This is a genomic window from Nocardia carnea NBRC 14403 (assembly GCF_000308515.1).
Classification (GTDB): Bacteria; Actinomycetota; Actinomycetes; order Mycobacteriales; family Mycobacteriaceae; genus Nocardia; species Nocardia carnea.
Genome location: NZ_BAFV01000053.1, coordinates 17,537 through 35,832 on the forward strand (window position 1 = coordinate 17,537; position 18,296 = coordinate 35,832).

The window sequence follows — 18,296 nt, forward strand, 5'->3', positions numbered from 1 at the left end:
GTGACCTGTATCACTATCTCATCGGGCCACACGGCGGAAAGGGTTACGCCTACGGCCCTGGATACAGGCGTCCGCGCGGACGCCGGGAGAGGACCGGTGATGAGTACAGTGCAGAAGAGCTACGCCTCCGGCGCGTGGAACACGCCACTGCTCGGGGAGACGATCGGCGAAAATCTCGATCGCACGGTGGCCACTTTCCCCGATAACGATGCCCTGGTGGATGTTGCCGGTGGGCGGCGCTGGACCTATCGCGAGCTGGCGACCGAGATCGATGTGCTGGCTTCGGGGTTGCTCGCGGCCGGGATCGGCAGCGGGGACCGGGTCGGAATCTGGGCGCCCAGCTGCCCCGAATGGGTTTTCGTGCAGTACGCGACCGCCGAGATCGGCGCCGTCCTGGTCACGATCAATCCTGCCTATCGCGCACATGAACTGGAGTATGTGCTCCGGCAGGCCGGTATCCGGATGGTCATCGCCGCACCTTCGTTCAAGACGTCGGACTATGCCGCCATACTGGAGGAGGTGCGCTCGGAATGTCCGGCGCTGGAACGGGTCGTGCTACTCGGTAGCACGGACTGGTCCGGCCTTCTCTCCACCGGCCGCGACGCCGATCCCGCCGCTCTCGCGGCCGCCCGGGACGGGTTGTCCGCGGACGATCCGATCAATATTCAATACACCTCGGGCACAACGGGTTTCCCCAAAGGCGCGACGCTCAGCCACCACAATATCCTCAACAACGGCTACTTCGTCGGCGAGATCTGTGGTTACACCGATCAAGACCGCGTATGCATTCCAGTGCCCTTTTATCACTGCTTCGGGATGGTGATGGGCAACCTGGCCTGCACCAGTCATGGGGCCACGGTGGTGATCCCGGCACCGGCGTTCGATCCCGCGGCCACTCTCGCCGCGGTGCAGACGGAACGGTGCACATCGTTGTACGGGGTGCCGACCATGTTCATCGCCGAGCTCGCCGACCCCGGTTTCGACGACTACCGGTTGTCGACGCTGCGGACCGGGATCATGGCGGGGTCGCCGTGTCCGGTGGAAGTGATGAAGCAGGTTATCGAGCGGATGGGGATGAGCGAGGTGACCATCTGCTACGGCATGACCGAAACGTCACCGGTTTCCATCCAGACCAGGGCGGACGACAGTATCGACCAGCGCACGGCGACGGCCGGGCGGGTGGGGCCGCATCTGGAGATCAAAATCATCGATCCGGTGAGCGGCCGGACGTTGCCGCGCGGGGAGCCGGGTGAGGTGTGCACCCGGGGGTATTCGGTGATGCTCGGCTATTGGGAGGATCCGGAGAAAACCGCCGAGGTCGTCGACGCGGCCCGCTGGATGCATACCGGCGATCTGGGGATCATGGACGACGACGGCTACGTGGCCATCACCGGGCGGATCAAGGATATGGTGATCCGCGGCGGCGAGAACATCTACCCGCGCGAAATCGAGGAATTCCTCTACACCCATCCCGATATCCTCGACGCGCAGGTGATCGGTGTCCCCGATCCCAGATACGGCGAGGAACTCATGGCTTGGGTCCGGATGCGTGCGGGCGCCGCCGCCCTCGACGCCGCGGCGCTGCAGGCATTCTGCGACGGCCGGCTGGCGCACTACAAGATCCCGCGCTACGTGCATGTGGTCGACGAGTTCCCGATGACCGTCACCGGGAAAGTCCGCAAGGTGGAGATGCGTAAGCAGGCCTTGGCCCTGCTCGAGGCCATGGGCGTGGACAAGGACCGTGCCTTGTAGGCAAACGCTCGAGCGGGGGTTTCGCCGGGCCGGAATTCGACCGGCCCGGCGAGTTCGCCGAAGCGGTTCAGGCGGGGGTACCGAAAGACTCCAGAATCGTATCGATTCGCTCACGGGCGGCGGCCGCCATCTCCGGATGCGTGGTTTCGTACAGCTTTCCGGATTCCACGGCATCGAGGATGATCTCCGCCGCCCGGGGCGCCGGGATCATCTCCTTCGCCATTTCGGCGATCGCCTCCATCATGGGTGCCAGCTTGGCCATCACTTCGGGCGGCAACGCCTCCGCTTCCGGTGCCGAGTCCTCCGGCGGGGTGGCGAGCTCGGCGAGGCCCCGGAACATCTGAGTGTCCACCGGGCCCGGGCACACCACTGTCACACCGACGTTCGGTGCGATCAGGTCCAGTTCACCCCGCAACGATTCCGAGATCGAGATGATCGCGGCCTTGCTCGCCGCGTACGGTGCACCGAACAGGCCGACCGTCAGCCCTGCCAACGAAGCCGTGTTGACGATATGTCCGTGCCCGGCAGCGATCAGATGCGGCGTGAATACGTGGATACCGTTCACTACTCCGCCGACGTTCACCGCCCAGACCCGGTTCCAGTCGGCGGGCGTGACCTCCCAGCTCGGCCCACCTGCCCCCATACCGGCGTTGTTGAAAACCAGGTCGATACGGCCGAATTCGGCGAGCGTCCGGTCGGCGAGTGCACGCACCTGCTCGATATCGGCGACATCGGTGGGCACGGCGAGCACCCGGTCACCGAGTTCGGTAGCGGTTGTCGCCAGCACCTCGGAATCGATATCGGACACGACCACCCGCAGCCCGCGCTGCACCAACGCGGCGGCGATTGCCGCACCGATACCGTTCGCGGCACCGGTGACGACAGCAACCTGCCCGGCTTCCAGTTTCATATGCCCTCCAGTCGCATGCCCACCCCGCCGGCGGGCTCCCCACCATCCTCGCGACCTCGGCTGCCGACCACATCGGTCTCCGGGGCTACGCCCGTATCAACCCTGAGTACCACTGCGCGGCAGGCGACTTCCTTGCACGATCGGCCCCGGACCGGAACCGATCGTCCCGGTATCGCGGACCCGCGGGCGAGCGGCACTGCCCGCGAGCCGGACGGGCGGCCGTGCTCCCCCACACGGGCCTCCTCGTCGCTGTGACTCCGCGCCCGGCGACAAGGAGACCGTCCGGCTACCGTTCAGATGACGCCGAGGGCGAGCATGGCATCCGCGACCTGGATGAAACCGGCGATATTCGCCCCGACGGCATAGTTTCCGGGCGCACCGTATTCGTCGGCGGTCGCCAGCGTGCGATCGTGCACGCCGCGCATGATCTCGGCGAGGCGTTGCTCGGTGTACTCGAACGACCACGAGTCCCGGGAGGCGTTCTGCTGCATTTCCAGGGCACTGGTCGCGACACCACCGGCATTGGCGGCCTTACCCGGCGCGAACCCGACCTTCGCCTCGCCGAACACCCGCACCGCCTCCGGCGTGCAGGGCATGTTCGCCCCCTCGGCGACGACCGTACAACCGTTGCGCACCAGCACGGCCGCATCACGGCCGTTCAGCTCGTTCTGGGTGGCGCAGGGCAGCGCGATATCGCACGGCACATTCCAGACCGATCCGTCTTCGACGAACCGCGCCGAGGGACCCCGTTCGTCGGCATAGCGGGAGATCCGGGCCCGGCGCTGCTCCTTGACCTCTTTGAGCAGTTCGAGGTCGATACCGGCTTCGTCGATGATGTAGCCGTTCGAATCGGAACAGGCGATCACCGTGCCCCCGAGTTGCTGCACCTTCTCGATCGCGTAGAGGGCCACGTTCCCGGAACCGGAGACGATGACCTTCTTGCCGTCGAAACCTTCGCCCCGGGTCCGCAGCAGTTCGTCGACGAAGAACACCACGCCGTAGCCGGTGGCTTCGGTGCGGACCTGCGACCCGCCCCACGCCAGCCCCTTACCGGTGAGCACACCCGATTCGAAGCGGTTGGTGATGCGTTTGTACTGCCCGAACAGATAGCCGATCTCCCGCCCGCCGACACCGATATCACCGGCCGGGACGTCGGTGTGCTCGCCGATATGCCGGTAGAGCTCGGTCATGAACGCCTGGCAGAAGCGCATCACCTCGGCATCGGAGCGGCCCTTCGGATCGAAATCGGAGCCGCCTTTGCCGCCACCGATCGGCATACCCGTGAGCGAGTTCTTGAACGTCTGCTCGAACCCCAGGAATTTCACGATCCCGACGTTCACGGTCGGGTGGAAGCGCAGCCCGCCCTTGTAGGGACCGAGTGCGGAATTGAACTCCACCCGGAATCCACGGTTGATCTGCACCTGGCCGGAATCGTCGACCCAGGCCACCCGGAAAATGATCTGCCGTTCGGGCTCACACAGGCGCCGGATCACGGCCGCATCGGTGTAGGCGGGGTGTTTGGCGACCACCGGAGCGAGGCTGTCCAGCACTTCGTGCACGGCCTGGTGGAACTCGGTCTCCCCCGCATTGCGGAGAAGTACCTCGTCGTAGATCTCCTGTAGCTCCTCGTGCAGAACGGGCATGGATCCGGTACCTCCTCATCGTCGGCGACCTTGCGCTGATCGACCACCGGGCCGCGTTCGAGCATTCGCATCCGGCCACGAGCTCACCGCCGCAAGGTCACCGTTGTGAGCGTAACTGTCGGCCCGATTGCCCCCGCCACCTGCCTACTCACGATGTGATTCAGATCCGTGGAGCGTTATTTTCGCCACACCTGCGCGGCGCTGCAACAGGCGGTTTCCGCCACACGTGGCCGGCCGTCCGGTCGCCGATCGTGCGTTCAGCACGTCGCGAACATCCGTGGGGCCTCCGGATATCCGGCGCGAAACGGCAAACGCCCGGCCGGAGTAACCGGCCGGGCGTGCTCACGCCGTGGCGTGGGACAGCGCGAGGGCGCTCAGCCCTTGTGCTTCTTGACCTCTTCGGTCAGCTGCGGGGCGACATTGAACAGGTCGCCGACGATGCCGTAGTCGGCGATCTCGAAGATCGGCGCCTCTTCGTCCTTGTTGACCGCGATGATGGTCTTCGAGGTCTGCATACCGGCCCGGTGCTGGATCGCGCCGGAGATACCCAAGGCGACGTACAGCTGCGGGGAGACCGTCTTACCGGTCTGGCCCACCTGGAACTGGCCCGGGTAGTAGCCCGAGTCGACCGCGGCACGCGAGGCGCCAACGGCCGCGCCGAGCGAATCGGCCAGGGTCTCGACCACGGAGAAGTTGTCGGCGGAACCGACACCGCGGCCACCGGAGACGACGATATTCGCCTCGGTGAGCTCGGGCCGGTCGCCGGCGACGACGGGCTCGCGGCTGGTGACCTTGACGACGCCCTCTTCCTGCGCGGGGACCTCGACGGTGACCTTCTCACCGGCGCCGGCCGAGGCCTTCGCCTCGATCGAGCCCGGGCGCACGGAGATCACGGGCACATCGCCGGTGGCCTTGGCATCGACGGTGAAGGCGCCACCGAAGATGCTGTGCACGGCCGAGCCGTCGGCTTTGACGTCGATGACGTCGACCAGCAGGCCGGAGCCGATACGGGCAGCCAGACGGCCGGAGACCTCTTTGCCCTCGGCGCTCGCGGCGACCAGGACGGCCGCCGGGGAGGCGGATTCGACCAGGCCGGCGAGCACATCGACCTTCGGGGTGATGAGGTAGTTCTCGACATCGTCGGATTCGGCGACGTAGATCTTGGCGGCGCCGGCCGCGGCCAGCGCGTCGGACAGTTTGTCGGCGGTGCCGGGGGCGCCCAGCACCACGGCCGACGGCTCACCGAGAGTGGCGGCGGCGCTCAGCAGTTCGGTGGTCACCTTCTTGACCGCACCGTCGGCGTGCTCGACGAGCACAAGTACTTCTGCCATTTGTCTCTTCTCCTAGAAGTTGCTGCGGGTGCGGGGGACTCAGATGATCTTCTGGCCGACCAGGTACTGGGCGATCTTGGTGCCGCCGTCGCCCTCGTCGCTGATCTTCTCGCCCGCGGTACGCGGCGGCTTCGGGGTGGACGCGGTCACCGCGGTGCCCGCATTGGCCACACCCACGGTCGACGGGTCGATGCCCAGGTCTTCCAGGGTGAAGGTCTGCACTTCCTTCTTCTTGGCGGCCATGATGCCCTTGAAGGAGGGGAAGCGCGGTTCGTTGATCTTCTCGGTGACGCTGACGATGGCCGGCAGCGTCGCCTCCAGCTTGAACACGCCTTCGTCGGTCTCCCGCTCGCCGGTGATCTTCTCGCCGTCGACGGTGAGCTTGCGCAGATGGGTGAGCTGCGGGATGCCCAGGTACTCGGCGATAACGGCCGGGACGGCACCCGAGCGGCCGTCGGTGGCCTCGTTACCGGCGATAACCAGTTCGACGCCCTCGACCTGGCCCAGCGCACCGGCCAGGACCCACGCGGTCTGGACGGTATCGGAGCCGTGGATGGCGGGGTCGTTGATGTGGATCGCCTTGTCGGCGCCCATGGACAGGGCCTTGCGGATGGCCTCGGTGGCGCGATCCGGACCAGCGGCCAGCACGGTGACCTCACCGCCCTGCGCCTCCTTGATCAGGAGGGCTTCTTCGACAGCGCGCTCGTTGATCTCGTCGAGCACCGCGTCGGCGGCTTCACGGTCGAGGGTGAAGTCACCGTCGGTCAGCTTGCGCTCGGACCAGGTATCGGGCACCTGCTTGATGAGTACGACGATATTCGGCATCGGTCTTCGTCGACCTCCTGTTCTGGTTACCTGTATTGGCGGTCGCACGATCTCCAGTGGCCGTACGTCCATGTGAGTAGCTCAGGCCGAGACATTACCCTACGTTAAGTTACTGGTGGGTAACTTACAAGCGCGGCCGCCCGGAGGGCCTCCCTGGAGACCCGTGTACCGGGCAGTACCAGTAACCTCGTCGCAATGAGCGAGGCTGTGATTCCCGCCGCACCGGCTACCCCTGACGTACTGGAGCCGCTGCCGTTGACCGGCGAGCGGACGGTGCCGGGTATCGCGGAGGAGAACTACTGGTTCCGCCGGCACGAGATCGTCTACGACCGGCTGCTGTCGCGATGCGCGGACAAGGTGGTTCTCGAAGCCGGATCGGGCGAAGGCTACGGCGCGAATATGATCGCCGGGATCGCGACCGCGGTGATCGGCCTCGACTACGACCGCGGCGCCGCCGCACATGTGCGCGCGCGGTACCCACGGGTACGAATGATCCGTGGCAACCTGGCCGCCCTCCCACTGCCCGACAACACGGTCGACACCGTGGTGAATTTCCAAGTGATCGAACATCTTTGGGATCAGGTGCAGTTCCTGCGCGAATGCCTGCGCGTCCTGCGCCCCGGCGGCGAACTGCTCATCAGCACCCCCAACCGGATCACCTTCTCCCCCGGACGTGACACTCCGCTCAACCCGTTCCACACGCGCGAACTGAACGCCGCCGAATTGACCGAACTGCTCGAGGAAGCCGGTTTCCGGGTGGAGCTCATGACGGGTGTGCACCACGGCCCGAGTCTGCGCGCACTGGACGAAAAACACGGCGGCTCTTTCATCGACGCGCAGATCGAGCGGGCGCTGGCCGGTGAACCCTGGCCGGCCGAACTCACCGCCGACGTCGCGGGTATCACCGTCGACGATTTCGCGATGACGCCTGTCGATATCGACGCCAGCCTCGACCTGGTCGCCCGAGCGGTGAAACCGTGAGCGGCAACAACACCGGCGACGCGGTACCCGGGCAGTTCACCCTCGTCCTGCACTCGCACCTCCCGTGGCTGGCCCATCACGGCCGGTGGCCGGTCGGCGAGGAATGGCTCTACCAGTCGTGGGCGTCCTCGTATCTGCCGGTCGTCGAGGTACTGCGCACCCTCGCCGCCGAGGGCCGCTCGCATCTGCTGACATTGGGGATAACCCCTGTTCTCGCAGCACAACTCGATGATCCGCATTCGCTGGCGGGTATGCATCACTGGCTCGGCAACTGGCAGTTGCGGGCCGACGAGGCCGCCATGGCCGGCAACAAGGCACTCGGCCGGCACGAGCACCGGCTCGCGGCGGCCGCGCTGACCGAGTTCGAACAGAACTGGCGGCACGGGGCGGCACCGGTCTGGCGGCAATTGCTCGACGCCGATGCCATCGAATTGCTCGGCGGTCCGCTGGCGCACCCGTTCCAGCCGCTACTCGACGAACGGCTGCGCGATTTCCAGTTGCGTGAAGGGCTCGCCGACGCACGCCTGCGCTGGGGTCACACACCGTCGGGGTTGTGGGCGCCGGAATGTGGATTCACACCGGGTATGGAAGACGGCTACGCCGCCGCCGGTGTGACGCATTTCATGGTCGACGGTCCCGCTCTGCGCGGGGATACCTCGCTCGGCCGGCCGGTCCGCGACTCCCCCGTCGTCGCGTTCGGGCGCGATCTCACGGTCAGCTACCGGGTGTGGTCGCCGAAATCGGGTTACCCCGGCAATGGTGCCTACCGGGACTTCCATCATTACGACCACGCCACCGGACTCAAACCCGCCCGGGTCACCGGGAAAACCGTCGCCGGGCCGGACAAAGCGCCCTACGACCCCGAACTCGCCGCCGCCCAGATAGAGCGGGATGTCGCGGATTTCGTCGCGACGGTACGCGAGCGGCTCATCACCGAATCCGAACGGATCGGGCGCCCCGCCCTGGTGGTCGCGGCATTCGATACCGAACTGTACGGGCACTGGTGGCATGAGGGCCCGCAGTGGCTCGCCCAGGTGCTGCGCGCGCTACCGGAGGCCGGCGTTACCGTCGGGACCCTCGCGGACGCACGCGAACGCGGGCTCGTCGGCGAACCCGTTCCGCTCACCGATTCGTCGTGGGGGTCGGGTAAGGACTGGCGGGTCTGGGCCGGGGACCAGGTCCGCGATCTGGTCGAACTGAACGACGAAATCGTCCGGCTCGCCGTCGACACCACCGCGAAAATGCGGGCCACCGCGCCCACCGGCCGCGACCCGGTGGCCGATCAACTCCTGCGCGAAGCCATCCTCGCGGTGTCCAGCGACTGGGCCTTCATGGTCAGCAAGGATTCCGCCGCCGGATACGCCCGCGACCGGGCCCACCAGCATGCGCACGCCGTCCGCGAGATCGCGGGCGCCGTCGGCGCGGGCCAGTACGCGCGAGCCCGGGAATTGGCGGCCGGATGGGCCGTGGCCGACGGCGTGTTCGGAGCCCTGGACGCGCGTAGGCTACGCGTCAATCCAGCAGAAGGACCGCGATGAAGATCTTGATGGTGTCGTGGGAATACCCACCCGTGGTCGTCGGGGGTCTGGGCAGGCATGTCCACCACCTCGCGACCTCGCTCGCGGCGGCCGGACACGAAGTGGTGGTGCTCGCACGGCGCCCCACCGGCACCAGCCCCGCCACCCATCCCACCCATTCGTTCGTCGCCGAGGGCGTGCTGGTGGTGGCGGTCGCGGAAGATCCGCCGATCTTCGACTTCGGCGAGGATATGCTCGCCTGGACCCTGGCCATGGGGCATGCGATGGTGCGCGCCGGGGTCGCGCTGGACAAACCCGGTATCGGCGAGGGCTGGACCCCCGATGTGGTGCACGCACACGACTGGCTGGTGGCGCATCCGGCGATCGCGCTGGCCGAGTACTACGACGTCCCGCTCGTCTCCACCATTCACGCCACCGAGGCCGGGCGGCACAGCGGCTGGGTCGCGGGGCGGGTGAACCGGCAGGTGCATTCGGTCGAATGGTGGCTGGCCAACGAATCGGACGCGCTCATCACCTGCTCGGCGTCCATGCAGGACGAAGTGGAACGGCTCTACCGGCCCGACCGGGTGCCCGTGCACGTGATCCGCAACGGGATCGATGTGGGGGCCTGGTCGTTTCGCGCTCGCCCACCACGCAGTGGGCCGCCGCGCCTGCTGTATGTGGGGCGGCTCGAATACGAGAAAGGGATCCAGGATGCGATCGCCGCGCTCCCTCGGATCCGCCGTGCCCACCCCGGTACCACGCTGACCATCGCCGGGGTCGGGACCCAGTTCGAATGGCTGCGGGAACGCGCCCGCGTGCACCGGGTGGCACGCGCGGTGCATTTCACCGGGCAGTTGGACCACGCCGAACTGCTGGGCTGGCTCCACGGCGCCGACGCCATCGTGCTGCCCAGCCGCTACGAGCCGTTCGGAATCGTCGCGCTGGAGGCGGCGGCCACCGGAACACCGCTGGTCACCTCGACCGCCGGCGGACTGGGCGAGGCCGTGATCGATGGCGTGACCGGGGCATCGTTCGAACCCGCGGACGTCAACGGCCTGGTGGACGCGACCATCGCGGTTCTCGACGACCCGGCCGCCGCCCAGCAACGGGCGCGTGCCGCCCGCGACCGGCTCACCGAGGATTTCGCCTGGGAAGTGGTGGCCGCGGAAACCGCCGGGGTGTACTCCGGTGCGAAACGCCGGGTGCGTACCCCCCTCGGCCGACCGGAGATCGACCGCCGTCCGCTTCCCGAAAGAGACCCCGGCCAGCCGCTGTGAAACGCGGCCGGATCAGGCTTTTTCGCGGAAGGTGAAGAGCTCGCCGATCCGGGTCGCGATCACGACCTCGCCTTCGGCGCCCACGGCTGTTCCGGTCGTGGTGCCCGATCCACCGGGCAGCACATCGGAGTCGATGGTGGCGCCGGTGGCGGTATCGAAGGTGATCAGGTTCAGTCCGTCGCCGATGGCGGCAGGAACGTAACCGGTACCGCCGGCGGTCTGAACGGGAGCGCCGCGCAAAGCCAGATCCTTACGCTGCCACACTCGTTCGTAGCTGGTGCCGGTATCGCGCAGCGCCATCAGGTAGCCGTCGTCGCCGGCCGGGATGATCAGGCCGTCGTCGGAGACCGAGATCCCGCGGCGCGGCTCCCAGTCCAGATGCGCTTCCCATTTCGGTTTACCGTCGGCGGTGTCGAGGGCCAGCAGGCGCCGGCTGTTGTCACCGACGTAGAGCGTGGACCCGTCGGCGGAGAGAGCGGGATCGGTGGCGCTGCCGCCGGCCAGGATCTTCCTGCTCCACTCCTGGACGACCTTGCCGTCGGCGTAGCGCAACGCCACCAGGGCGGCATCGGGTTCGCCCGGTTTGCGCACCGTGGCATAGATCCGCCCGGAATCGACCTCCATCGCGGCGATCGTGGCGACCGCGCAGTCCGGGCCGCCGGTGGCGCAATCTTCGAGCCCCTTCCCGGCGGGCGGCCAGTCGAGGTTGGGGGTCTTCAGGAAATCGGGCATCGGCAGCAGTTGCTGGGTGGGCACCATCCGTTTACCGGTCTGCCGTTCCAGCACATCGACCTGGCCCGATTGCGTGATCACCAGCAGATGGCCGTCGCCGGTGAACTGCATACCGGTCGGCACCCCGGCCACCGGTGTGCGCCAGCGCGGCTGGCCCAGCTGGTTCGCCGATTCCACCGCGCTGTCCAGCCCTACATACACATTGCTCGCGCCGTCGAGCAGGGTGGGCGAGTAGATGGCATGCGGGCCCAGCGGGTTGCAGAAACGTTTACGCCCCGTGGGCATCTGGTAGGAGTAGATCTCACAGTTCGCGTCGGTCCGGGTGGTCAGGAAGATCTGTCCCTCCGAACCCACCGTCACCGGCTGGGCGATCGGCCCGCCGACCGGGCGCGACCACTGCAGGCTCAATGCCCGGGACCCGGTGACCTGGGTATTGCCACTGTTACGGGCCTCGTGTCCCGCCGCGGGCCAGCCCAGCCCCCGGCCGACCGTGATGTCGTCCACATCGGTTCCGCACGCGGTGAGCACGCCCACCGCCGCGACAATCACCGCGAGCCAGGACCCGGTCCGTACGCCGCCGCCGATACGCACCTGCTGGTCTCCTCCGTCGTCCTGTCGCCCCGGCCATGTGTGAGATTAACGGAAGGGTATAGGCCGGGCCCGCGGAGCACGAAAGTAGGCTGTTCGGCGGTAGGGGCCACGCGATACCCGGCACGAGCAGGCGGTGCCCGCAGGCAGCAGCTTGCGTAACCACGGAGGGCGGCGCCGAGCGGTGCCCAGAGGATCAGGAGAGACGTCGTGACGAGCATGTGGGGCGCACCGTTGCGCACGCGTTGGCAGGGTTCCCGGCGCCGGGATCCCAGGCAGGCCCGTTTTCTCACCCGCGATTCGCTGCGCTGGGTCCTGGCCAACCGCGCCTACACGCCCTGGTATCTGGTGCGGTACTACCGTCTGCTCAAATTCCGGCTGGCCAACCCGCACGTGATCCTGCGCGGCATGGTCTTCCTCGGTAAACGGGTGGAAGTCCATGCCACCCCCGGGCTGGGCCGGCTCGAGATCGGGCGCTGGGTCCATATCGGCGACGGTAACGCCATCCGCTGCCACGAGGGTTCGCTGCGGATCGGCGACAAAGTGGTGTTCGGCAAGGACAACGTGGTCAACACCTACCTCGATATCGAGATCGGCGAATCGACGCTGGTTGCGGACTGGTGCTACATCACCGATTTCGACCACCGGATGGACGACATCACCCTGCCGATCAAGGACCAGGGCATCGTGAAGAGCCCGGTGCGGATCGGCCCCGACACCTGGATCGCTGCCAAGGTCACCGTGTTGCGCGAAACCCGGGTCGGGCGGGGTTGTGTGCTGGGCGCGCACGCGGTGGTGAAGGGTGAGATCCCCGATTTCAGCATCGCGGTCGGTGCGCCCGCCCGGGTGGTGAAGAACCGGAAATCGACCTGGGAGGCCGGTGCCGCCGAGCGGGCCGCTCGGGAGGCGGCACTGGCCGATATCGAGCGGAAGAAGAACGGGGTCGCGCAGGACGCGTAACCGGCCCGGGCCCGCCGGCCGTTACGGCACCACCGCCGGAAAATCGCCCGCAGCGGGGGAAAGACTTGCTCGTCTGAACCTGGACCCCGACGGCACCGGCAGACGGGGGTCTGTCCGCCGAACCGCTCCTCATCGCGGCACGAGTGCTGGCCTACGCAGCATCGCGACGGACAATGCCGGCAGTCGGCTACGGCGATTTCAGCGCTTCCATCTTCTTCATGATGCGCTGCACGGTGAGCCAGGTCCGGGTCGTGATGTTCTTCCCGTAGTTCCGTTCCAGCCACACCATGAAATTCGGGGTGTTCGGCGCGGAATTGTCGATGATCGAGAGGAAGGCCCGCGCCTGCTCGTCGTAGCCGACGACCTTCGTGCGCGGGTCCGTATCGGCGGGCATCTCGACCCGGGAGTGGGCGCTGTCCTTGAAGAAAGTCACGGTCAGGTAGGTTTCGCGGCCATGGGTGTAACCGGCGAAGGGGTCACGGTCGAGCAGGGCGCGTAGCTCGGCATGGTCGCGGATGATCGTGCCGCCCGCGATCCCGAGTTCGGCGTTCAGGGCCTGCTGGATCCGATCCTCGAGCTCCGCGCCGGGGGACTCGTCGGTGGCGAATACGATATTGCCGCTGGACAGCACCGACGCCACCGATTCGAGGCCGAGCCCGGTGAACACACCACGCAACTTCTCGTTGCTCATATTCGGATTGCTGGGCATGATGCCGCGTAGCAACGCCGCGTACCTGGTCATGGGCCGACCGTACCCCGGCGCCCCGACATCCTCTGGGGCCTGCACCGGTGTCCTGCCCACAAAACCACGGGCAGGGCAACTCGGGGCTGGGCGGCGACGGCGATCGGCACTATCTTCGCTGCTGATCGGTACGCTCCGGTCAGGAAGGAAGCAATCATGCGTCGCACTCTCCGGGCCGGCCTGCTGGTAGCGGCCCTGTTCACGATCCCGGTCGCGGGCGCGGCCACCGCCTCTGCCGTACCGCTGGTACCGCAGGCACAGCCCGCCGCCGAACGGGAGGCGTCCGAGGACATCGGGCTCGTCTGCACCATGCAGTATCCCCCGTCTCCCCTCTGCTGGTTGTCGTCGCTGTCGGCCTCGATTTCGGGACCGTCCGCCGCAGGCTGACCCCACTGCCCGGACGACCCCGGGGCCTATCCACGCCACCGGGGTCGTTCCGGCCGTCATCGACCGACCCTGCGCCACGGCCGCTCCCGGAACGCAATTCTCGCCTGCCCGTTTCATATTGCGATCTCATGGCTACTCCAACAGCCTGGGCGGATTTGCCTACGATGGCTGCATTGATCGATATCGTCCAGCAGTTCACCCGGCCCGCTCCGAGCGCCGGTTCACACTGTGGCACCGGTTACCGATATGCCGGATATCGATTGCCGAACGCGGGAGGGGCGATGCCAGGAGAAGGCCCGGTACTGCATGGGCTGGAACCGATCACCGGCCAACTGATCGAACAGTTGGTCCAGCGGCCGGAGGGCCGTAGCAGATTGCTGCCGGTAGTGGTCGCGGTGGGGCCGCCCGGGAGCGGGAAAACCGTTCTGCTGCACTCGCTTGCCCAGCGCTGCGCGAAACTTCCACTCGCCCATGTGGACCTGGGCCGCGGCGAGCGCACCCCGCGCGAAATCTTCGGCGAACTCGCCTTCGAACTCGGCCGCAAACGCGCACAATTCGGCAGCATCACCTTTCCGCAACTGTGGCTGTGTGTCGTGGCTGTCGGCAGCACGCTGCATATGCAGGCCGACAACCGGCGGGCGGCATTGCAGAGCCTGCGCCAGGTCGTCTCCAGCGCCCAGCCCATGGAGGCACGCAGTCAGAGCGTCGCCGATATCCTCGAGGCCGCCGGTCAGGTACCCGAAGGTTTGTCACCGTGGGTGGGTATGGCCGTGGAAAGCCTGCTGCAGAGCCTGAACCGGCTCAGTATCAGGCGCCGTATCAAACGGGGACCACGGCTCACCGGCGCGGAGGTCGAACGCGACGATATGCTGATCGACCTCGCCAAATGGGCACACGGCGACGACGAATCCCGCGCCGAGGCCGACGCCATCTTCGGGATGGCATTCCTGCACGATCTGCGGCACGCCTACAGCGGTATGCGGGGCACCGGGCGCACCCTCAATTCCATACTGCTGCTGGACAATGCGCACAGCCCCTCGGGCCGGCACTTCCTGCAGACCCTGCGGGAGGCGCGGCGGCGCAACGGTGCCGAACCGGATCCACTGGTGGTCGTCGCCACCAGCGCGCAATGGCTGCCCGCCTGGAGCGAATGCTGGCACCGTCCCGGCATGCACCGCTTCAGCGACCACACCGAGCGCCGCGAACCCGACCACCGGACCGGCGGTATCGAATGGCCGGAACCGCGCACCCCACCCGATATCTTCACCGACTGGGCGTCCGCCGATAATCCGGCGGCCTCCTGGTTTCCCTGGTATCTCGTGGATCTGAGCCGGTTGAGCGCGCAGACCACCGGTGATCTCGCCGCCGATCAGCGGATGCGCTCGGTGCCCCGGGTCGCGGATTTCGTCCGGGCCCTCACCGGCGGGAACGCCGCCGCAACCACCGATGTCCTGGCCGCGCTGGGACAGACCGGGGAAGATGATCCACTCGCCTGCGCGCGGTCCGTCCTCACCAGCGCTGTAGGTACCCACCACGATCCCTGGCAGGAGCCGGTCGACGCACCCGGCACTGTGCTGGAGCGGGCCCGCGAACGGCTGTTCGGCGATTTCGCGGCCGCCGAGACCCTACGCGATCTGGTTACCGCCGCCGCGGGACGCACGGTGGATGTTCTCTATCAGCGGGAGATTCTGGATTCCGCCCTGCCGGACGGGGAGGCGCTGCTCCAGGAACTGCGCAACCGGCTGTGGATCCGGACGGCCGGTGGGCCGGAGCCGGAGATGGTGCTCGATACCTGGCTGCGCCGGATCCTGCTCTGTGAACTGGCAGACCGCGAACCGGACGATCCCCGGAACTGGGATGCCACCCATATGATCTGCCGGGATGTCTACCGGCGCAAGTTCGAGGAGGGCGAGGCAGCAGCCGAAACAGCGGCCGTCTACCACGATCTCGCTCTCGGCGGGCTGGGTGCCGCCATCGAATACCTGGAACGGCCGTTCCTGCCCGGGCAGACCGAATTCGGTCATACCGCGGCCACTGCGTGGCTGTCCGATCTGGATCTGATCACCTCGGCCCCACGTCGCCCGGACGCCGATGAGAATCCGTTCACACAGGTCGAGGCGATCGTCCGGAACAACGGTCTGGAGCCCGAACACGAGATGGCGTGGCTGATCGCCGCGCTGTGGGTTTCCAACGATCCACTGGGCGATCCGCAACGGACCCTCGATCGCACCATCGAGAACGAATTCCGGCAGCTGGCCCGGGGGCTCGGCCGCGGGGCCCTGCTGCTGTACGAACGAGCGGAGAGGTACCGATGACCACCTTGATCCAGCCGCCACCCCCTGGCTACCGGAAATGGTGGTGGGTTCCCGCCGGGCTCCTGGTGGTGGCCTTGGTCGTCGCCGCGGTGATCTGGCTGCCCGATCGCTTCCGGGCCGACAGCGGCTGCGGCGGCGGTGTCACCCGCAACGACAACGGTCAATGCGTCGGAATCAGCGACGGCAGCGCGAGTTTCACCCCCGACATCGCCGATCTCGAACAGCGGATCCACGACGAGAACAGCGCCGTCGTGGAATCCGGAGAGCCGTACGTGAGCATCGTCTTGCTGACGCCGATGACGTCCGGCGACAACGAAGAAGGTTTCGTCACGATGTCGGGTATCCGGCACCGGCTGGCCGGCGCACATCTGGCCCAGCTCGCCGCGAACAAGACCGGCATTTGGGATCACAGCCCGAAGATCCGGTTACTACTGGCGAATCCGGGCAGCGATTTTGCCTCGTGGGAACTAGTGGTCCGCGAGATACAGGCCCGCCGCACCACCGACAATATCGTCGCGGTCACCGGGATCTCGTTCAGTCTCGAGCCGGCGCTCGACTCCATCGAACGGCTTACCGTTCCGACCGCTCCGGAGAAGCCTATAGGGGTGATCGCCTCGACACTCACGATCGATGATCTTCCGACCTCGCGTGCCTTCCTCAAGGTTTCGCCGGCCGCCTCGCAACACGCGCGGGCCGCCGCGGAATTCCTCGCCGACAGCGACGAACGAATCCTGATCGTCCGCGACGACAACCCGGCCGACCGTTACGGCCGCACCCTCGCCGAAGCCTTCGAATCTCAATTCCCCAGCGATTCGCAACGATTCGCCGGGAGGCCGCAGCCCTACGATGCCGGATACGGCCAGGTGTCGATCGCGTTTCGCTCCATCATGCCGAATATCTGCGACCGGGAGCCGAGCACCATCTATTTCGCGGGCCGGGGTGCCGACGCCCTCGAATTCCTCACCGCGCTCACCGAACGCGACTGCCGCGAGAAACCGATCCAGGTGATCACCGCCGACGATATGCCGTACTACCAGCTCTCGGAGAGTCTCGCCGGGAAGGCGCTCGAAGCCAATATCAAGGTCCGGTACACCGGGCTCGTCCATCCGGATGCCTGGCGCGAAAACCCGGACGGATTCAACATGTTCGCGGTCGACCTGTTCTCACCCGAGTGCGAAGGCCCGGTCTGCTACAACGAGTTCTCCGATGGCGATGTGCACGATTTCGCGGCCGTGATGGAACACGACGCCGTGGCAACGGCCGTGCGGGCGACCCGGAACGCGGCCGGAGTACCCGGTGACGCTGTCGATTCGGACGGTGTCCTCCAGGCGATGAAACAACTGTATTCGGCCTCGGCGTTCAACGCCGCCAGCGGGAGACTCGACTTCGACGACAAGGGGCTGCCGATCGATAAGCCCATATTGATCCTGGAGGCAAGGAACGGCGCGCCACCGCTCTATCTCGAATCCCGCTAGCGAGCCGGAGTGGCTGCCGGCGCAGGCGGCCGGTTCAGCGCCCGGGCGAGCCGGGCGGCGCCGGGCGCGTTTCCGGTGACACCGCTTCGGCCGCGCGGCGCGCGAGACGTGCGGTCAACCGGTCCCGGGCCGCCGGCCATTCCTCGGCGAGAATGGAGTAGACCACCGTGTTGCGGCGGCTGCCGTCCCGCCGCAGGGCGTGCTGCCGCAGAATGCCCTCCTGCGTCGCGCCGAGGGCGGTGACGGCTGCGCGGGAACGCGTATTGCGGTCGTCGATGGTGAATTCCGCCCGGTGGGCGGCGAGCGTGCCGAAAATATGGTCGAGCAGTAGCCGTTTCGCTTCGGGGTTGATCACGGTGCCGCGGACTCGGCGCGAATACCAGGTGAAGCCGATGGTCACCCGGCCGTGCCGCTCATCCATGCTGTAGAGCGAGGTGGTGCCGACGATCCGGTTATCGCGCAGGTCGACCGGGACGAGTACCTGGCGGCCCGAGGACAGGGCATGGGCCACGGTTTCGGCGGAGGGAGGCTGTGATTCGATGCCGTCGGGGAAGTAGCGCAGGGTGTCGGGGTCGTCGTACGCGGCGGCCAAATCGTCGGCGTCACCAGGTTCGAGGGGGCGCAGCAGCACATGATCGCCGCGTAGCCGGGGTGGGTGCTGCCAGAACTCGCTTCGCATGGCACTCCTCGGGTCGGTTACCGCTTGTCTACACCGCCGACAGTGGTCGGCACCAGTGTGTTTCTGCTGGTAGGTGTGCGCACGCCACGGGCCGATCCAGTTCACTGCGCCGAGAACGATCCCACCGGCGACAATGTCGCCCCGACGCTCGATTCCGGTCGGACAACGAGGCAAGTCGT

15 protein-coding genes are annotated in these 18,296 nt (G+C 67.0%); 8 read left to right on the top strand and 7 right to left on the bottom strand.

The window, feature by feature from the left end:
* The first annotated feature begins 99 nt into the window (after nt 1-99).
* Nucleotides 100-1,752, top strand: a complete 1,653-nt coding sequence (locus ON22_RS18590) for an AMP-binding protein (protein ID WP_033241246.1) — start codon at nt 100-102, stop codon at nt 1,750-1,752.
* A gap of 67 nt (nt 1,753-1,819) precedes the next feature.
* Here ON22_RS18590 and ON22_RS18595 read toward each other — a convergent pair whose 3' ends face one another.
* The 4 genes from ON22_RS18595 to ON22_RS18610 form a co-directional block, all read right to left on the bottom strand.
* Nucleotides 1,820-2,662, bottom strand: a complete 843-nt coding sequence (locus tag ON22_RS18595; RefSeq protein ID WP_033241245.1) for an SDR family oxidoreductase — start codon at nt 2,660-2,662, stop codon at nt 1,820-1,822.
* 293 nt (nt 2,663-2,955) lie between these two features.
* A complete protein-coding gene (gdhA, locus tag ON22_RS18600; protein ID WP_033241244.1) occupies nt 2,956-4,305 on the bottom strand; it encodes an NADP-specific glutamate dehydrogenase in 1,350 nt (449 codons plus the stop codon).
* Nucleotides 4,306-4,679: 374 nt separating this feature from the next.
* Nucleotides 4,680-5,636: an electron transfer flavoprotein subunit alpha/FixB family protein gene (locus tag ON22_RS18605; RefSeq protein ID WP_033241243.1), complete on the bottom strand. Its 957-nt coding sequence runs from the start codon at nt 5,634-5,636 to the stop codon at nt 4,680-4,682.
* A 39-nt stretch (nt 5,637-5,675) separates the two neighbouring features.
* Entirely contained in the window at nt 5,676-6,461 is a 786-nt protein-coding gene (locus tag ON22_RS18610; RefSeq protein WP_033241242.1) for an electron transfer flavoprotein subunit beta/FixA family protein, read from the bottom strand.
* A gap of 195 nt (nt 6,462-6,656) precedes the next feature.
* On the opposite strand from ON22_RS18610, the gene ON22_RS18615 reads away from it, so the two are divergent.
* From ON22_RS18615 to ON22_RS18625, 3 genes are read left to right on the top strand one after another with little or no spacing between them, the layout of a single operon-like run.
* Nucleotides 6,657-7,442 (top strand): class I SAM-dependent methyltransferase, encoded by a 786-nt coding sequence (locus ON22_RS18615; RefSeq protein WP_051157792.1) that lies wholly within the window; start codon nt 6,657-6,659, stop codon nt 7,440-7,442.
* Nucleotides 7,439-8,980, top strand: coding sequence for a 1,4-alpha-glucan branching protein domain-containing protein (locus tag ON22_RS18620; RefSeq protein ID WP_033241240.1), 1,542 nt, complete (start codon nt 7,439-7,441; stop codon nt 8,978-8,980). The genes ON22_RS18615 and ON22_RS18620 overlap by 4 nt, the downstream gene beginning before the upstream one ends.
* Nucleotides 8,977-10,239, top strand: a complete 1,263-nt coding sequence (locus tag ON22_RS18625; protein WP_033241239.1) for a glycosyltransferase family 4 protein — start codon at nt 8,977-8,979, stop codon at nt 10,237-10,239. Before ON22_RS18620 ends, ON22_RS18625 begins: the two co-directional genes overlap by 4 nt.
* 12 nt (nt 10,240-10,251) lie before the next feature.
* On the opposite strand, the gene ON22_RS18630 is transcribed toward ON22_RS18625, so the two are convergent.
* Nucleotides 10,252-11,562 (bottom strand): outer membrane protein assembly factor BamB family protein, encoded by a 1,311-nt coding sequence (locus ON22_RS18630; RefSeq protein ID WP_231507902.1) that lies wholly within the window; start codon nt 11,560-11,562, stop codon nt 10,252-10,254.
* Nucleotides 11,563-11,769: 207 nt separating this feature from the next.
* Between ON22_RS18630 and ON22_RS18635 the strand changes: the two genes are divergently transcribed.
* Nucleotides 11,770-12,519: an acyltransferase gene (locus ON22_RS18635; protein ID WP_033241238.1), complete on the top strand. Its 750-nt coding sequence runs from the start codon at nt 11,770-11,772 to the stop codon at nt 12,517-12,519.
* Between the two features lie 187 nt (nt 12,520-12,706).
* Here the strand turns inward: ON22_RS18635 and ON22_RS18640 are convergent, their stop codons facing one another.
* Nucleotides 12,707-13,261 carry a DUF1697 domain-containing protein gene (locus tag ON22_RS18640; protein WP_033241237.1) on the bottom strand — a complete coding sequence of 185 codons (555 nt, stop codon included), beginning with the start codon at nt 13,259-13,261 and terminating at the stop codon, nt 12,707-12,709.
* A gap of 156 nt (nt 13,262-13,417) precedes the next feature.
* Between ON22_RS18640 and ON22_RS18645 the strand changes: the two genes are divergently transcribed.
* The 3 genes from ON22_RS18645 (at nt 13,418) to ON22_RS18655 (ending at nt 17,438) form a co-directional block, all read left to right on the top strand.
* Nucleotides 13,418-13,648, top strand: a complete 231-nt coding sequence (locus ON22_RS18645) for a hypothetical protein (RefSeq protein ID WP_033241236.1) — start codon at nt 13,418-13,420, stop codon at nt 13,646-13,648.
* A 281-nt stretch (nt 13,649-13,929) separates the two neighbouring features.
* On the top strand, nt 13,930-15,963 hold the full coding sequence (locus tag ON22_RS18650) for a P-loop NTPase family protein (protein ID WP_156052182.1): 2,034 nt from the start codon (nt 13,930-13,932) through the stop codon (nt 15,961-15,963).
* Entirely contained in the window at nt 15,960-17,438 is a 1,479-nt protein-coding gene (locus ON22_RS18655) for an ABC transporter substrate-binding protein (RefSeq protein WP_033241234.1), read from the top strand. Before ON22_RS18650 ends, ON22_RS18655 begins: the two co-directional genes overlap by 4 nt.
* 34 nt (nt 17,439-17,472) lie before the next feature.
* Here the strand turns inward: ON22_RS18655 and ON22_RS18660 are convergent, their stop codons facing one another.
* The gene (locus tag ON22_RS18660; RefSeq protein WP_051157793.1) at nt 17,473-18,117 is read right to left on the bottom strand and encodes a GNAT family N-acetyltransferase; all 645 of its coding nucleotides are present in this window, start codon (nt 18,115-18,117) and stop codon (nt 17,473-17,475) included.
* Between the last annotated feature and the right edge of the window lie 179 nt (nt 18,118-18,296).

What these genes read in the sequence shown, in the direction of transcription:
- ON22_RS18590 (WP_033241246.1), top strand. Translation starts at nt 100, where the DNA reads ATGAGTACAGTGCAGAAGAGCTACGCCTCCGGCGCGTGGAACACGCCA.
- ON22_RS18660 (WP_051157793.1), bottom strand. Translation starts at nt 18,117, where the DNA reads ATGCGAAGCGAGTTCTGGCAGCACCCACCCCGGCTACGCGGCGATCAT.
- ON22_RS18650 (WP_156052182.1), top strand. Translation starts at nt 13,930, where the DNA reads ATGCCAGGAGAAGGCCCGGTACTGCATGGGCTGGAACCGATCACCGGC.
- ON22_RS18640 (WP_033241237.1), bottom strand. Translation starts at nt 13,261, where the DNA reads ATGACCAGGTACGCGGCGTTGCTACGCGGCATCATGCCCAGCAATCCG.
- ON22_RS18610 (WP_033241242.1), bottom strand. Translation starts at nt 6,461, where the DNA reads ATGCCGAATATCGTCGTACTCATCAAGCAGGTGCCCGATACCTGGTCC.
- ON22_RS18645 (WP_033241236.1), top strand. Translation starts at nt 13,418, where the DNA reads ATGCGTCGCACTCTCCGGGCCGGCCTGCTGGTAGCGGCCCTGTTCACG.
- ON22_RS18605 (WP_033241243.1), bottom strand. Translation starts at nt 5,636, where the DNA reads ATGGCAGAAGTACTTGTGCTCGTCGAGCACGCCGACGGTGCGGTCAAG.
- ON22_RS18595 (WP_033241245.1), bottom strand. Translation starts at nt 2,662, where the DNA reads ATGAAACTGGAAGCCGGGCAGGTTGCTGTCGTCACCGGTGCCGCGAAC.
- ON22_RS18615 (WP_051157792.1), top strand. Translation starts at nt 6,657, where the DNA reads ATGAGCGAGGCTGTGATTCCCGCCGCACCGGCTACCCCTGACGTACTG.
- ON22_RS18655 (WP_033241234.1), top strand. Translation starts at nt 15,960, where the DNA reads ATGACCACCTTGATCCAGCCGCCACCCCCTGGCTACCGGAAATGGTGG.
- gdhA (WP_033241244.1), bottom strand. Translation starts at nt 4,305, where the DNA reads ATGCCCGTTCTGCACGAGGAGCTACAGGAGATCTACGACGAGGTACTT.
- ON22_RS18625 (WP_033241239.1), top strand. Translation starts at nt 8,977, where the DNA reads ATGAAGATCTTGATGGTGTCGTGGGAATACCCACCCGTGGTCGTCGGG.